General features: G+C 25.5%; 16 protein-coding genes. 10 read left to right on the top strand and 6 right to left on the bottom strand.

Annotated features, from left to right (window positions below; all coding sequences use genetic code 11):
- Positions 1-5: 5 nt before the first annotated feature.
- Genes AVBRAN9333_RS04750 through AVBRAN9333_RS04735 form a run of 4 tightly spaced genes read right to left on the bottom strand, consistent with a single transcriptional unit; the run spans position 6 to position 4,655 of the window.
- Positions 6-1,175, bottom strand: a complete 1,170-nt coding sequence (locus tag AVBRAN9333_RS04750; RefSeq protein ID WP_336609522.1) for an ABC transporter permease — start codon at positions 1,173-1,175, stop codon at positions 6-8.
- A complete protein-coding gene (locus AVBRAN9333_RS04745; protein ID WP_214149969.1) occupies positions 1,172-2,335 on the bottom strand; it encodes a hypothetical protein in 1,164 nt (387 codons plus the stop codon). Before AVBRAN9333_RS04745 ends, AVBRAN9333_RS04750 begins: the two co-directional genes overlap by 4 nt.
- Positions 2,336-2,386: 51 nt before the next feature.
- Entirely contained in the window at positions 2,387-4,159 is a 1,773-nt protein-coding gene (uvrC, locus tag AVBRAN9333_RS04740) for an excinuclease ABC subunit UvrC (RefSeq protein WP_336609521.1), read from the bottom strand.
- Complete coding sequence (locus AVBRAN9333_RS04735) at positions 4,128-4,655, bottom strand: hypothetical protein (protein WP_214117551.1); 528 nt, start codon at positions 4,653-4,655, stop codon at positions 4,128-4,130. The genes uvrC and AVBRAN9333_RS04735 overlap by 32 nt, the downstream gene beginning before the upstream one ends.
- Before the next feature lie 147 nt (positions 4,656-4,802).
- Between AVBRAN9333_RS04735 and nhaD the strand changes: the two genes are divergently transcribed.
- The 5 genes from nhaD (at position 4,803) to AVBRAN9333_RS04710 (ending at position 9,865) form a co-directional block, all read left to right on the top strand.
- Positions 4,803-6,098 carry a sodium:proton antiporter NhaD gene (gene nhaD, locus AVBRAN9333_RS04730; RefSeq protein ID WP_214117550.1) on the top strand — a complete coding sequence of 432 codons (1,296 nt, stop codon included), beginning with the start codon at positions 4,803-4,805 and terminating at the stop codon, positions 6,096-6,098.
- Positions 6,099-6,110: 12 nt separating this feature from the next.
- Entirely contained in the window at positions 6,111-7,646 is a 1,536-nt protein-coding gene (guaA, locus tag AVBRAN9333_RS04725; protein WP_336609520.1) for a glutamine-hydrolyzing GMP synthase, read from the top strand.
- 505 nt (positions 7,647-8,151) lie between these two features.
- Positions 8,152-8,469 (top strand): hypothetical protein, encoded by a 318-nt coding sequence (locus AVBRAN9333_RS04720; RefSeq protein WP_336609519.1) that lies wholly within the window; start codon positions 8,152-8,154, stop codon positions 8,467-8,469.
- A gap of 15 nt (positions 8,470-8,484) precedes the next feature.
- Entirely contained in the window at positions 8,485-9,108 is a 624-nt protein-coding gene (locus AVBRAN9333_RS04715; RefSeq protein WP_214117547.1) for a hypothetical protein, read from the top strand.
- Positions 9,109-9,124: 16 nt separating this feature from the next.
- Complete coding sequence (locus AVBRAN9333_RS04710; RefSeq protein WP_336609518.1) at positions 9,125-9,865, top strand: hypothetical protein; 741 nt, start codon at positions 9,125-9,127, stop codon at positions 9,863-9,865.
- A 27-nt stretch (positions 9,866-9,892) separates the two neighbouring features.
- On the opposite strand, the gene AVBRAN9333_RS04705 is transcribed toward AVBRAN9333_RS04710, so the two are convergent.
- Both AVBRAN9333_RS04705 and AVBRAN9333_RS04700 read right to left on the bottom strand, forming a co-directional pair.
- Positions 9,893-10,426, bottom strand: coding sequence for a hypothetical protein (locus AVBRAN9333_RS04705; RefSeq protein WP_214117545.1), 534 nt, complete (start codon positions 10,424-10,426; stop codon positions 9,893-9,895).
- A 56-nt stretch (positions 10,427-10,482) separates the two neighbouring features.
- Positions 10,483-11,124: a thioredoxin domain-containing protein gene (locus AVBRAN9333_RS04700; protein ID WP_214117544.1), complete on the bottom strand. Its 642-nt coding sequence runs from the start codon at positions 11,122-11,124 to the stop codon at positions 10,483-10,485.
- A 126-nt stretch (positions 11,125-11,250) separates the two neighbouring features.
- On the opposite strand from AVBRAN9333_RS04700, the gene AVBRAN9333_RS04695 reads away from it, so the two are divergent.
- Genes AVBRAN9333_RS04695 through AVBRAN9333_RS04675 form a run of 5 tightly spaced genes read left to right on the top strand, consistent with a single transcriptional unit; the run spans position 11,251 to position 16,193 of the window.
- Positions 11,251-11,820: a hypothetical protein gene (locus AVBRAN9333_RS04695; protein ID WP_214150635.1), complete on the top strand. Its 570-nt coding sequence runs from the start codon at positions 11,251-11,253 to the stop codon at positions 11,818-11,820.
- Positions 11,821-11,870: 50 nt separating this feature from the next.
- On the top strand, positions 11,871-13,808 hold the full coding sequence (gene abc-f / locus AVBRAN9333_RS04690; protein ID WP_336609517.1) for a ribosomal protection-like ABC-F family protein: 1,938 nt from the start codon (positions 11,871-11,873) through the stop codon (positions 13,806-13,808).
- The gene (locus AVBRAN9333_RS04685; protein ID WP_336609516.1) at positions 13,795-14,982 is read left to right on the top strand and encodes a M48 family metallopeptidase; all 1,188 of its coding nucleotides are present in this window, start codon (positions 13,795-13,797) and stop codon (positions 14,980-14,982) included. The genes abc-f and AVBRAN9333_RS04685 overlap by 14 nt, the downstream gene beginning before the upstream one ends.
- Positions 14,966-15,769, top strand: coding sequence for a HemK/PrmC family methyltransferase (locus tag AVBRAN9333_RS04680; protein ID WP_214117540.1), 804 nt, complete (start codon positions 14,966-14,968; stop codon positions 15,767-15,769). Before AVBRAN9333_RS04685 ends, AVBRAN9333_RS04680 begins: the two co-directional genes overlap by 17 nt.
- Positions 15,756-16,193, top strand: coding sequence for a DUF4149 domain-containing protein (locus AVBRAN9333_RS04675; RefSeq protein ID WP_214120461.1), 438 nt, complete (start codon positions 15,756-15,758; stop codon positions 16,191-16,193). Before AVBRAN9333_RS04680 ends, AVBRAN9333_RS04675 begins: the two co-directional genes overlap by 14 nt.
- Positions 16,194-16,206: the final 13 nt, after the last annotated feature.

Genomic DNA, 16,206 nt, shown 5'->3' with positions numbered 1-16,206 from the left:
CCTTTTTATTCATTTCTTAAAGTTTTTAATACATCAATTTTACTTGCTTTATATGCTGGATAAAGTGATGATAACACTACTATTAAACTAGCACCTAAAATAATAAAGCAAAAATCACTTATACTTAAGTTAATAGGTAATTTTGAACTACCATAAACATCAGCTGGTAAAGAAATAATATCAAAAGTATCTAAAAACCAAAGTCCAAAAAATCCTAATAAACAACCAAAAATAATTCCGATAAATCCTATAAAACAACCAATGGTAAAAAATGATTTTTGTATTTCGCTTTTGCTTGTTCCTAACGCTAAAAGTAGGGCTATTTCATTTCTTCTATTTAAAACTATCATAAATAAAGAAGTAATTATGTTTAAACTAGCAATAATTACTATCATCATTAAAATAAAAAATAATGCTTTTTTTTCTAAGTCAATTGCACTTAAAATATTGCCGTTTTGCTCCCACCAGCCAACTAAAAAATAATTATTTTTGTATTTTTCATTTAATTTTTTAATTTCTTCTTTAGGGTTTGCAGTATCTATGTGAATGCCTGTAATCTCATTATTTTTTAATACCTTTTGTAAATCTTTAATATCTACATACACATATGATGAATCATAAGCATTTAGACCTGAATGAAAAGTATTATTTACATAAAAACTTTTTATATTAGGTGTAATACTAAAAGCATTTGCATTAAGATTTGTAAAAATTATATGTATTTTATCTTCTTTATTAACTTCTAATCTTGAAGCTAGTAAATTGCCTAAAATTGCGGGGAATTTCAAATTAGAATTTAAATAATAATCTTTAAAAATTTTATTTACTTCTTTTTCTTTTTCAAAATCAATCCCAAAAATTATAGCACCTCTCATTTCATTACCATATTTAATAGCGGCTTGTGTTTGAATAAAAGGACTGATTTTATAATTTTTACTTAATTCATTTATTAATTCTTCATCAATTAATGTGGTTTTAGGATATAAAGTAATTGGATAATTCATAGTAAGTAATTTATCAATAAAGCTTTTATTCATTCCATTCATTACTGCCATAGTTATTATTAAAACACAAACTCCTAAAGCTACTCCGATAAAAGCAAGTAGCTTAGTAATCATAATAAATGGCATTGATTTATCAAATCTTAGGTATTTAAAAAGCAAGTATCTAATCATAAATATTTCTTCATTACTTCTGCAATTTGTGTTTCTGTAGCATCTTTAATAATCAAATCTGCAAAATCTAAATTCTTTTTAGCGTGTTTATTGCCTAAAAATAACATTATAAAAGTATTTGGATTTTCGCTTTTTACTTGATTAATATTGCTAACTAAACTTTCATAATCAAATAAAATAGCCTCATATCCAATGGCAATGATTTTATAATTATTTTTTAGTTCATCTTTAAATGAACTTATACTATCTACTTTTTTATTCAATTTTGCGTGTTTATTTGCGATATGATATAAATAATCACTTTGCATATCAGAACTAAGCAATATTAATACATCGTTTTGATAATTTGTTGTATTCATATCACTCTTATAATCATTTAGTATTGTTACTAAAATATTTTTTAATTTATTTTTATTAAAAGGTCTTTTTAAAAAACTATCTTTATTGCAATTTTCACTTAAGATAATTGTATTTTTTTCTTTATAATTAAAATTTTCATCAGCTATAACGCAGGCATAATTTGAAAAATCATTAATTTTTGTATAAAAATCAACACTAATTCCGTATTGATTTAGTAATGTTTCTAGCAAAAAGTTTTCTAATAAATCATTATTTAAAATAGCTATTTTTGCACTTGCAAAATTAGGATTTAACTCATTATCAAAATTATCGTAATTAGTTTCGTATGTAATTGTAGTTTTTGTTAAAGAGTATATATTTTGAATATTATCTTCATTATGCTTTTCTATTAATTCTTTAATTTGATTTAAATTCTTATCATTTGTATAAGATAACACGGCATTTATATTCTTTAATTGTTTAGCATTATCAATTAAATGCTTATGTAAAAATTCGTTGTGATTTTGCAAAGCCATCATTTTTTGTTTGATTTTACCAACCTCATCAACGATTAATCTTAAATTCTTATTCAAATCTAAGTTATCGCTATTAGCACCTAAACTTTTTAAAATTTCTTTTAAAATATTTATTTTTTGGTTAGCACTTTTTTTTCTAATTAATGCAGCCATAAAACTAACAGCATTAAATATCAAAATTATTGCTAGAATAATTGTAAAAATTGTTTGATTTAATAGGTTTTCTATAAATAAACTTGCTATTAAAATAGCACATAATAATATATTAAACAAGCTTGGGAACACAACAATCCTTTATATAATTTAGAGCATAATTATGTCTATTAAATTAAATGATTACTTAATAATTTGGCTAATTTTCGTTGCTACATTTTTATTTGTCACTTTTGCTATTTCATCATAACTTGCATTGTATATATTTTCATAATTTTCAAAGTATTTTAATAATTTTACGATACTAGCTTTTGAAATTCCAATTTGCTCTAATTTTGATGATTTTATATCTTGCTTTCTTTTTGCGTTTTGATGGCAAGTAATTGCAAATCTATGAGCTTCATCTCTTAGTTTTTGAATAAATTGCAATATTTCATCACTTGTTTTAAGATTAAATTCCTTATCCTTAAAATGTATTTTATCCCTAGCAGCACCTTTTGCTCTATGTGCTAAATGATTTAATTTTTCTTTAGAAATTGCAATTACATCTAAATTGATTTCATTTTGAGCTAAAAGCTCGTTTGCTAAATCTAATAAAGCCTTTCCACCATCTATAATCCACAAATCAGGACAGGCTGATTTATCAAAAGAATTTATCCTTCTAGTAAGCATTTCTCTCATTTGTTCATAATCGTTATTGCTAGTAAGATTAAATCTTTTATAATTATTTTTATTAAAACTATTAGAAAACACATCATAACTAATTAAAGCTCCGATTATTGCTTGACCTTGAAAATGTGAATTATCAAATACTTCAATATTATAAGGAGTATTGCTAAGATTAAAAAAGCTTTTTAATTTATTTGCTATATTATTTTCAGTCTTTTCAAGATTTATTAAAGCATTGTTTTTAGCTAATTGAATTAGTTTTTTTATCTCTAAAGTTTTTGCTATTTTTATATTTACTTTATGATTTGCAAGATTGCTTAAGTATTCTTCTAAGAGTTCTATATTTTCATTGTGATTTTCTATATAAATATTAATAGGAATTATTCCTTCTTTATAATTTGCTAGTATTAATTGGGTTAAAAAATCACCTTCTTTATTAGATATTTTTTCATTTATTACGCTTATTACTTTTCCGTGATTTATCACTAATCTAGTGCTTGATAAGAATTCATTATTATTGGTTATTGCAAATACATCAAAACTAACATCTTTTGCTAAATCCACTTCAATTTCTTGATTTAAATTCTTTATATGATTTATCATATCTCTTATTTTTGCCGCTTCTTCGTAGTTTTCATTATCAGCATATCTAAACATTTTTTCATTTAAAATTTGTAGCATTTGTTTTGGATTTTTAAGAGCTTGTAAGGCTTGTTTTAAGATATTTTCATATTCATCTTTAACACTAAACTCACAAGGAGCTAAACATCTTGACATATCATAAAATATACATCTTTTTTTACAGCTTTTCATTTGTCTTAATGGATAACATAAATACAATGCTTCTAATAAATCCTTAGCCCCACTAGCATAAGGCCCATAATATTTAGTCAGTGGGTCTTTTTTAACCTTTCTAGTTATCTCAAATCTTGGATAAGTCTCTTTTAAATCACAGCAAATATATGGATAAGTCTTATCATCTCTTAATAAAATATTATATTTTGGTCGCATTTGTTTAATTAATGAATTTTCTAAAATCAGTGCGTCTAATTCACTATTTGTAGCGGTATATTCTAAATTATTTGCTTCTTCAATTAATTTTATAATTCTAGGAGAGTTTTTAGGATTTGCTCTAAGGCTTGGAGTAAAGGCAAAATAGCTTTTAACTCTTTTTTTTAAATCTTTTGCTTTACCTACATAAAGCAAGGTATTATTATGATAATATCTATAAACTCCAGAAGAATTTGGTAATGATTTAATTTTGTCTAAGAGATTTGATTTTTGCATTTGTTTTTTTGATACTTTCTTTTAGATTATTGATTAATATTTTTTGTTCTTCATATATCGCTAGATTTTGAAAATTCTCACACATTAAATCTTTTAAAAATATTTTTGGTTGTTTTGATTTTTCATAATCAATATATGCTTTTAAAATAGCATTGGAATTAATTATAATTTCTTCTTCAAATAGATTTAAAATAGCAGCGTCCTTTGGATTAATTCTTTTATATATTTTAATATGTTCTTTTAATGTTTTTATAGTTGAATCATTTCTTAAATCTTGTGCTAAAGTCGGATGATAAACTCTAATCCTAAAGCAATTTTTATTATATTTTTTAAATACATCACAAACTACACCTTTTTGAGTTAATTTATATTTAAGGTCAGGTGGCATACTTAAAATAAATAATTTTAATTGCTTATTAATCTTTAAAAATAAAAGGTTTTTATTATGAGAAGAAAGAATATTATGAATATTTTCAATGTTTTTAAATTCCACCATATTGTTTTACTTGCTGCCTTGTTGTTTTCTGCTTGTGGGTATAAAAGCGACCCAAGTTATTATAATAACAAGTCAACGCAAACGCAAAAATTACCCTTTGTTGAATTAGAGTAAATAATATCTATCATTTTTTTAAAAGGAGCTTTTATGGAAATTACATTTTCATGGGCGGGAATTTTATGTTTAGTGATATTTATCATCGGTTACTATTTTATCGCAGCTGAAGATAAATATCATATAAACAAAACAAAACCTGCAATATTTATTGGAACTTTAATGTTTATTATTTTAGGGCTTTATTTGTGTCTAAATGGAAAAAGCACAGAGCCATTAGAACATGAAGTAAAGGATTTAATAGAAGAGATTGCTGAAATAGTGTTTTTCTTAATGGTTGCTATGACTTATATTGAAGCTTTAATTGAGCGTAATGTATTTAATACCTTAAAATATAAGCTTGTAACAAAGGGATATACTTATAGAAAATTATTTTGGCTAACTGGGCTTTTAGCATTTTTCATATCTCCTGTTGCTGATAATTTAACTACGGCTTTAATTCTTTCAACCGTTTTACTTACAATTGACAATCAAAAAAAGGAATTTTTAGTTCCTGGTGCTATAAATATAGTTGTAGCTGCAAATGCAGGTGGAGCTTGGAGTCCTTTTGGAGATATTACAACTCTTATGGTTTGGACTGCTGGTAAAAGTCCTTTTATAGACTTTTTCGCATTATTTCCTGCTAGTTTCCTTGGTTGGTGGCTTACTGCGTTTTTATTAAGTAAATTTGTTCCAAATGTAAAACCTAATTTTGATGAAAAATCTTTAAAAGTTGAGCGTATAAAAGATGGTGGAAAAATCATTATTTTCTTAGGTGCTTTAACGATTTTTAGTGCAGTTTTAATGCACTCATTATTTGGCTTACCTGCTATGTGGGGAATGATGTTTGGCTTATCACTTTTAAGTCTTTATACTTATAGATTTAATGTCGCTCGTGGCAAAAAAGATATAAATATATTTTCATATATGACTAAAATTGAAATGGATACATTGTTGTTTTTCTTCGGTATTTTAGCCGCTGTTGGAGCGCTTCATTTTGCAGGTTGGCTAGCTTATGCTTCAAGATTATATGATTTTGCTGGAGTTATGAGCACAAATATTGGAGTTGGATTTTTAAGTGCGGTAGTTGATAATGTGCCTGTAATGAGTGCGGTTTTAAAAGCAAATCCAAATATGAATATAGATGATTGGCTTTTAGTAACCTTAACAGCTGGAATAGGTGGCTCATTAATTAGTTTTGGTTCTGCTGCTGGGGTTGGAGTAATGGGAAAAATGCGTGGAATTTATACCTTTGGCTCTCATATGAAATATGCTTGGACTGTTTTATTAGGTTATGTTCTAAGTGTTATTGTTTGGTGGTTACAATTTGAATATTTTGATTTATATTAGGAAAGGAAATTAATGGAAAAAGCAGATATTTTAGTGCTTGACTTTGGGTCGCAATATACCCAACTTATTGCTAGAAGACTTAGAGAGCAAGGAGTTTATACACTTATTTTACCATTTAATATTAGTGCGAATGATATTAAAAATTATGAGCCTAAAGGTATTATTTTAAGTGGTGGTCCTGCTAGTGTTTATGCAAATGATGCTTATTTTTGCGATAAAGAAATTTTTGATTTAGGTTTGCCGATTTTAGGGATTTGTTATGGAATGCAGTTAATGGCTCATCATTTTGGAGCAGTTGTTGCACCTGCAGGGCATAAAGAATATGGTAAAGCTAAAATTAGCATTCAAGAAGATAGTTGTTTATTTAAAAACTTACCTAAATCTCAAGTGGTTTGGATGAGCCATTCTGATAAGGTTGAGAATTTACCAGTAGGATTTAAAACTATTGCTGTTAGTGATAATAGTCCATTTTGTGTATATGGTAATGATGAGAAAAAAATGTATGCCTTACAATTTCATCCTGAAGTTCAACATAGTGAATTTGGTAAAAATATTCTTAAAAACTTTGCAAAATATGTTTGCAATTGCGAAAGCGTTTGGAATATGGGTTCATTTGCTAAGACACAAATTGAAAAAATTAAAGAGCAAGTTGGAGATAAAAAGGTTCTTTGTGCAATTAGTGGTGGTGTAGATAGTAGCGTTGTGGCTGCATTGCTTGCTAGTGCTATTAAAGAACAAACTATTTTAGTTTTTGTTGATACTGGATTGCTTAGAAAAAATGAAAAAGAGCAAGTAGAAAGTATGCTTAAATTAAAATTCGGAATAGAATTAAATACTATTGATGCAAGAGAAATTTTCTTAAAAAAATTAAAAGGTGTAACAGACCCAGAAACTAAGCGTAAAATTATCGGAAATACCTTCATTGAAATATTTGAAGATTTTGCAAAAAAACAAGAAGGTGTTGAATTTTTAGCTCAAGGCACTTTATATACTGATATTATTGAAAGTAGCGTTGTAGGTAGCTCAAAAACAATTAAGAGCCATCACAATGTAGGTGGCTTACCTGAAAAGATGAATTTAAAATTAGTTGAACCTTTAAAAGAAATATTTAAAGACGAAGTAAGATTGCTTGGACTTGAATTAGGTCTTACTAAAGACTTAGTATATCGCCATCCTTTCCCAGGTCCAGGACTTGCAATTAGAATTATGGGTGAAGTAAATGAAGAAAGCCTAAATATCTTAAAAGAAGCTGATGATATTTTCATTCAAGAGCTTAAAGCAAATGGTTATTATGATAAAACTTGGCAAGCATTTTGCGTATTATTAAATGTAAGAAGCGTTGGAGTAATGGGTGATAATAGAACCTATGATAACGCGATAGCTTTAAGAGCAGTTGATGCAAGTGATGGTATGACAGCTACATTTTCTCATTTACCTTATGAATTATTAGAGAATGTAAGTAGAAGAATTATAAACGAAGTTAATGGAATTAATAGAGTAGTTTATGATATTTCTAGTAAGCCACCTGCAACTATAGAATGGGAATAAAATTCCAAATAACCCTAGCTTAATTAATACCTAAGCTAGGGTTAATAAAACTCTTTTAAAAACATTTAAATCCTTTTATAAAAATATCAAGCTTTTTAATGAGAAGATTTTAATATAAAATAAATTATATTAATAAAAATTAGAATTTTAATTGTATTTTATGTATTTTAAATACTATTCAAGCAAAAAAGGTAAAACTATGAAATGTATTGGTAAAATTTTTAATATTTTAAAACTTATCATAGGTATTTTGAAAAATATTTTTCTTGCTTTATTCATAATTTTTTTTATACATCTTGTATCTTTAATTTATATCAATGTTTGTAATGATATATTATTGCTTTGCACGATAGTTTTTGCTTTTCTTTATTTGTTAATGTCAATGATTATAAGAGATTATAAACCTTCTAAAAAAGTTTTATATATTTTTATTACTTTATCAACTTTGCTAATAATTTCACAATTTTATATAACACATATAAAAGAACCAAATGAATTAATAAAAATGATTATAAGTTCTAATAAAGGGTATTTTACAGATGGAAAGAAAGGCGGATATATCTATGTGATAAAAAATGATTTAGATTTATTTGATTATGTTAATACAAAAATAAGAGATAATACTAAAAAATATTTTGAGGATAGTGGATTTAAACAAATTAAATTTAAAAATAATGTTTATTCTTGCAAGAAGATTATAAAAGGTCAATATTATGATATAACATTCGTTAGTAATGAAACAGACAATGGTATTGTAGCGAAATATATTGTAATAGAATACGAGCCATTTCTTGGAATAGAATATATACAAGATTTATTTTAATAAAAAAGGAAAGTAATGAAAAACTATATTAATATGCTAATATCTTGGGTTATTATTAATTTAAATAGCAAGGATAAAGCTTTAATAGATTTTGATTATTTTAAAGCTATGTTTTTTCCATTTTCTTATTTGAAGATTAGTATTTATAGATTTTTATTATTCTTGTTTTATTTATCACTTTATTATTCTGTTGATTTAGGACTTTTGACTAAAGCATTTTCACATAACTCAAATGATAGCTATATATTTTTCAACATAATTTTTACAATTATTCATTTTTTCATTTTACCTTATATGTGGTTTTTTGCTAGTTTTAAAAATAAAATTTCACATAAAATCAATATTGAATATGCGTATATAAGTTTGATTTTTATTGTTGCATTATTGTATCTTTTTTATAATATTTTTCCTAGTTTTAGCTTATTAGTTATATCTTTAATAATACATATTGTGTGTTATTTTTTTAGAGTTAAGACAATTTATTTATTTTTTTTAACTATTGCTATTTTTATTACTTACTATCAACAATTTTATAAAATATTTTCAAAAGAAGTTATTTTAAATATTAATTTGTTTTATATGTATTTAGCTCTTGCAATAAATTATATTTACAATAAAATTATTTCAAAACTAAAATAATATAATGCGAGAAAATATGACTTTTAAAAATGATTTTATTGTATTTATAAAAAATATACTTTTTTATCTAGCTTGGTTTTTCTTTTTCGTAGCTTTAGCTTTATTTTATTTAATCTATATAAATCCATTGAGTTTTAATAATCACTTGGATTTTATAATTTATTTGATAATTTCAAGTCTATCTTTTATGCTTTATTACATAATTTCTAAAAGGCTAAAAAACTTTGAAATATATTTAAAAGATAGATTTTTTAGTGTTTTAAAATATTTTTCATTTAATATAATGTTTATTGCCTTAGCTAATGCTTTATTTAATCTTTATGTAAAAAATGATTTTATTTTAGATATTATTTATGCGATTTTATTTTTCATAATTTATAAATTAGTTGGTAAAAATACAATTAAATACCAAGCACTTGTTTTAGCTATCTTGCTAGTATTTTGCGCCTATAAATATTATGATTATTTTTTAAAACTGCCAAATGAACTTGTAATGCAGATTATAAAGGCTAAAACGATTAATTTTGATGATTATTTTTTAGTAGATGATATTGATTTAATCAATGCACTTAATAAAAACATAAAGGATAAAAGCCCTTATGAAGTTTATGAATATTTTAAAGAATTTAAAATGCTAAGGTGTTATAAAAACGCTAATATTTGTTATAAAAATGTAGTATTTGGAAAAATGGTTTTTATAACTTTAATTTATAAAAATAAAGTAATCCAAGAAATTCATTATAAGGTATATAAGTAGGATTTGCTTATTTTGCGTAAAGTAGATTTATTTTCTATCTGCTTTATAATATATTTTATTTATTTGATTATCTTGCAATTTTATTGCTATATCAACTGGGTTTTTATAAATAGTATCTTGAAAATACAGCATATTATTTTTCTCATTTTTTCTAAATCCATATTCTTTTAGATATTTAAGAATTTCATCATTGTTTTTATCTAATAATACAGCGTTGAGTTCTTTTGTAGTAACTTCATTTGTTATGCAATATCTTTGATTTTCTAGGCAAGTTTTATTAGCTTTTATGATTTTTGCTATTAAATCACTTGGCTCTTTTATAAAAAATTCATAGTATTTATAAGCAGATACTAAAGCTAAAATTATTAAAAAGTATTTATTAAATTTAATCTCATCTAATCTCTTTTTAATACTTCCATAAATAGCAGAAAGCAAAATTGCAGATATAAAATAATAAGCAAAATTAAAGCCCATAAAAAGCTCAATCAAACCAACAACTACGCATAACCAAGATAAATAATAAGATAAATATTGTAAGAGTTTTATAATTTTATGCAACATTTCACTACTTCATAATACAAGTATTAGAAATATTTAGGATTTACCTAAGTAAATCCTTATTTTTTAGATAGTTCGTTTATCATATCTATAAGCATTTGTGGAGATTTTGCATAAGCTAAATTGATTACATATTTTCCATTTACAATAAAAGTTGGAGTTCCGTAAGTATTAGCAATTTCATTTGCAATATCAGTTGAGCTTAACAAATATTTTCCTTCAGGGCTTTGCAAGAAGCTTTCTAATTTTTTCTTTGAAATTCCAAGAATACTTAGACCAGATTTATAAAATTCATCAGGATTATTATTCCAAGTTGATTTATTTTTAAACATTTCAACAAAATAAACGCTACTAATTTTATCATATAGGCTATTTTTATCAATCAAACTAATTTTATTTTTTTCATCTTGATAATGTGCGTATGCAAGTAAATTAGCCATTTCTTGACCAAATTTTCCCCAAGTTTTTACCATCATTAATCTAATATCCAAATCTTTTAATTGCTCTTTTATTAGTCCTAAAGTATTGTGATTGTGGTGTAAATAACAATGCGAACATTGATAAGACCATATTTCTGTTAAAGAATTATCAGAATTTGGAATTGGATTTTCAAGCACATTGTATTCTACACCTTCACTTAAGGCAAATAAGTTTGAACTAACAAGCAACACTAAAGCTAACTTTTTAATTTGTTTTAACATTTTTTCTCCTTAAAAAAATTGCATAAATATATAAAATTTTAATTAATAAAAATTTTCTATTAGAAATGATAATGATTAACAAAATATCGTATAATAATGGTCCAATTTAAAAAAAAGGATAAAAAAATGAAAAAGATATTTTCTTCAATCATCGCTACTGCGATTTTAGGCTCAAGTGCTTATGCAATTACTATTGATGAAGCTAGTGTAAAAGCTCATTTTACTGGTTTTAAAATGGAAAAAAAATTAGGTGTTCCTGGTGTTATTGATGATGCTAAATTTGAATTTAGCAAAACAAGTGGCTCTGTTGTAGATATTTTAAACGGAACTAAAGCAAGTATGGATTTTGCTAACGAAAATACAAAAGATAAAATTCGTGAAAACAATATCCATAGAACATATATTGCAAATCTAAAAAATAGCAAAATTGAAGCTAGTTTAAAAGATGTAAAAGGTGATGAAACAAGCGGAAGTGCTACAGGTGTAATCACATTTAATGATATTACAAAAGAAATTCCAATGACTTATAGCGTAGCTGATGGTAAATTAGTTGTAAAAGGAGTAATCAATATGAATACTGATTTTAATACAACTGAAGCATTCACAGCACTTTCAACTGATAAACAAATCTCAGCACTTCACGGAAAGAAAACTCACGAAGAAGTTGAAATTTATTTTGATGTAGATGTTAAATAATCTTTAAAGGCTAGAATACTAGCCTTTAAAAAACTTAAGGATTATTTAAATTGATTTTAATAGATTGTATTGATATTGATAAAGCTTACGGCGAAAAAGTTATTTTAAAAAATGTAAATTTTAGTATAAACGATGGCGAAAAAATCGCAATAATAGGTAAAAACGGGCAGGGCAAATCTACATTTTTAAAAATAATTACTAAAGAAATAGAACCTGATAATGGTAGGGTGTTGATTAATTCAAGTATAAATTTTTCTATGCTTTCTCAAAGCATTAATATAGATTATAATCTTAGTGTAGATGAATATATTAAATTAGAATTAGGCGATATTTTTAATGCTTTAAGCGAATATAATGAGATTAATTCTAAACTATCAACTAATCCAAATGATAAAGAATTATTACAAAAACAACAAATTTTATTTGATTTAATAGAGAGCAAGGACGCTTGGAGTATTGATAGCAAAATAAATAGAGCTTTAAAAGAATTTGAATTAAGTAGTTTTATAAATAGAAATCTAGCAAGTCTTAGTGGTGGGGAATTAAGAAGATTAAGCCTTGCTTGTATGTTGCTTAAATCTCCTGATGTTTTGATTTTAGATGAGCCTACGAACCACTTAGATGTAACTATGTGTAAATACCTTGAAGATATGTTAAAAGCTAGTAAAAAATGTGTTATTTTTATAAGTCACGATAGATATTTTATAGACAACATTGCAAGTAAATGCGTAGAAATAGAAGATGCAAAATTAAGAGAATTTGAAGGTGGGTATTCAAATTATTTACGAGCTAAGGCAAGATTACTAGAAAGCCTTAATAAAAGCTATGAAACTTTAGTAAAACAATTAAAAAGCGAAGAAGAATGGCTGCGTCGTGGGGTAAAAGCAAGGCTTAAGCGAAACGAAGGTAGGAAAGAGCGTATTTTTAAAATGCGTGAAGAGGCTAAAAAAAATCCTAGTATTTTGAATAGACTAAGAGTTGAGCTTACCCGTGCAAGTGATATAAAATCAAATCCACTCATAGCAAATAAGAAAAAAATGCTTTTTGAATTACACGATATTAGCCTAACACTAGGCGAAAAATTATTATTTAAGCCATTTAATGCAAGGATTTTGCAAGGTGAAAAAATAGCAATTGTAGGCAAAAACGGCTGTGGAAAATCTAGCTTTTTACAAATTCTACTTGAAAAGCTTCGCCCTAGCAGTGGTTTTATAAAAAAAGGTGAGATAAATATAGGATATTTTGACCAGAAAAAAAGTGATTTAAAAGATGATGAAACTTTGATTGAGTATTTTTGTCCAAATGGCGGTGATACTATCAATGTGAAAGGCTCTAATATGCATGTATATGGATATTTAAAGCATTTTTTATTTCCTAAAGAACAACTTACTTATAAAATTGGCTCACTTAGTGGTGGCGAAAAAAGTAGGGTGGCTTTAGCAAAACTTTTTACAAAAGATTATGAAGTACTAGTTTTAGATGAACCTACTAATGATTTAGATATTGCTACGATTAATATTTTAGAGCAGTATTTAATGGATTTTAAAGGTGCTTTGATATTTGTAAGTCATGATAGATATTTTACAGATAGACTTGCTACTAAGCTTTTTGCCTTTTCAAATCAATCAATTGAAATTGAAACTATGAAATTTAGTGAACTTTTAGAATTAAACGATGAATTAAGCGAGTTAAATAGTGAAATAGAAAATGATAAAGAAAAACCAGTAAAAGTTGAGCGTAAAAAAAGCGTAAAATTAAGCTATAAACAAAATAAAATTCTAGAAGAACACCCAGTTAAGATTGAAGAAATTGAAAAAGAAATTAGATTATTAAATGAATATTTAAGTGACCCTGCAAAATATGAAAAATATGGGATATTGGCTCTTAATGAAAGACTTGAGAATTTAAATCAGGAATTAGAGCTTTTAGAAAATGAGTATTACGAAGTTTTAGAACTTACAGAAAGGTTAGAAAATGTTGATAATTAGTATAATTAGTGTAATTTTTGTGATTGAAACAATACTTAAATTACTTGAAATAAATCATATTAAAACAAAAACAAATAAAGGTTTTTTAAGTGATGAGCAATTTATAGAATTTAAAAATATAGCCATAGTTGAGCATAAATTTTCAATACTAAATAATTTTTTAGCACTTATTTTAAATTGCGTATTTATATTGGTGTTATTTAATGTATTAAAGGTTCATTTTGAGCCTAATTCATTGCTTGATAATACTATTTTAGTTTTATTGTATTTTATTATAAATTCTTGCATTCTAACTTGCTTAGATTATTATAAAACTATGGTTGTTGATACCAAGCACGGCTTTAATAAAAAAACTCCTAAAATGTATTTTAAAGACCTTTTAAAATCATTAATCTTATTAGTAATTATAGGTGGAGCTTTAGTTTATATTTTGCTTTTTGCTATTGCTAAATTAGGCGAGTTTTGGTGGATAGGTGGCTTTGCTATTTTATTTATTTTTAGTCTTTTAGCTATGGTTATTTATCCTAATTTTATAGTTCCGTTGTTTAACAAATTAAGCCCTGTAGAAGGTGAATTAAGAGATGATATTGCAAAATTATTAGATGAATGTGGCTTTAAAAGTAATGGGGTATTTAGTATGGACGCTAGTAAAAATGATACTAGACTTAATGCTTATTTTGCGGGTATGTTTGGAGCAAAAAAAGTAGTTCTTTATGATACTTTAATCAATGCTATGAGTAAAGATGAATTACTTGCCGTATTAGCTCACGAATTAGGGCATTTTAAACATAAAGATATTTTAAAAATGCTTTTTATAAGTGGTTTAAATCTATTAATTACCTTTGCGTTTTTTGGATATTTTTCAAGTTTTTTTGAAAATCAATTTAATTTAGAAGGCTTTGTGTCTAGCCCGTTGTTTGCTTTTATTATGGTAGGCTCGGCAATTTCGTTTATTTTAAGTCCTATTTTAAATTCTATTTCAAGAAAAAATGAATTTAGTGCAGATAAACACGGAGCAATAAAAACTAGCAAAAACGATATGATAAGTGCTTTAAAGGTATTAGCTATTCATAATAAAGCCTTGCTAGATCATAACGCTATTTATGAAATGATTTATAAAACTCATCCGAGTTTAAGTAGAAGAATAAGTGCATTAAATGATAGCCACATTTAACGAATTAAAAGCCCTAAGCAATGAAGTAATTGCAAGACAGATTATAATGGAGTATTTTTCATATTCAATGCTTGAATATTCAGTCGCAAGGGCAAATGTGATAAATCCAAGCGATAAAATTAAACTTTTAAGTATTGCAAACGAATACAAAAACGGCACTCCATTGCAATACATATTCTCAAAAACTTATATAAAAGATTTAGAATTTAAATGTGCTAAAGGAGTGTTAATTCCTAGAAATGATACTGAAATACTAATAGATTTAGCAATAAATCTAATAAATCAAAATAATATAAAAAATATTTTTGAAATAGGTTTTGGAAGTGGGATTATTAGTATATTTTTAAAATTATTTACAAAAGCAAATATAAAAGCTTGTGATATAAACAAATTAGCCTTAAAACTAGCCAATGAAAATGCTAAATTGCATAATGTAAATTGTGATTTTTTTATTAGCGATTTTATGAAAGTTAATTTTAAAGACTATGAACTAATTATCTCAAATCCTCCATATATTAGCACCGAATATAATTTAGATAAATCAGTATTAAAAGAGCCTAAAACAGCGCTTTTTGGTGGTAAAAAAGGATATGAGATATTATTTAAAATAATTGATAAATGTTATTTAGAAAATGTGAGATTTTTAATGTGCGAATTTGGATATGATCAAAAAGAAATCCTAAATGATTATCTAAAAGAAAAGAATTTTAAGGCTAGTTTTTATAAAGATTTAAATGGTTTTGATAGAGTTTTTATAGCAGAAAGGTTAGATTATGAAAAAAATTAATGATTTTTTATTAGCTGGAATAATTTTTGTAGAATTATTCATAGGAATTGTTGTTGCTCCTATTATTTTTTATCCTAGTGCAATTATTGGAGATGGGATTTTAAGCCACTTTCAAAGCGGACTTTTGATGACACAAGTGTTTGTAAAATTTAATTATTTGTTACTTTTCGTAAGCTTTTTAAATATTATTTATGAAAGTATTTCAAATAAATTATTTAGTTTAAAGCCAATTTTAAGCCTAATAATTTTGATTTTAGCCTTAGTGTTTGTATTTTATCATACAGCTAATGTGCTTGATATGCAGGCTTTAGGCATTACTGATAGTAAAGATTTTAATGATAATCATAAGCAAAGTGAAATGATTTTTAAAGTTATGGTTATTTTACAATTAATATTATTTTTTACTAAGAAAAAAGAAAAATAGGCTATAATCGGCA

It is taken from the genome of Campylobacter sp. RM9333, assembly GCF_020137705.1.
Lineage (GTDB): Bacteria > Campylobacterota > Campylobacteria > Campylobacterales > Campylobacteraceae > Campylobacter_E.
The sequence above is the reverse complement of the archived record's forward strand: the minus strand, read 5'-3'. Positions and strand labels throughout refer to the sequence as shown.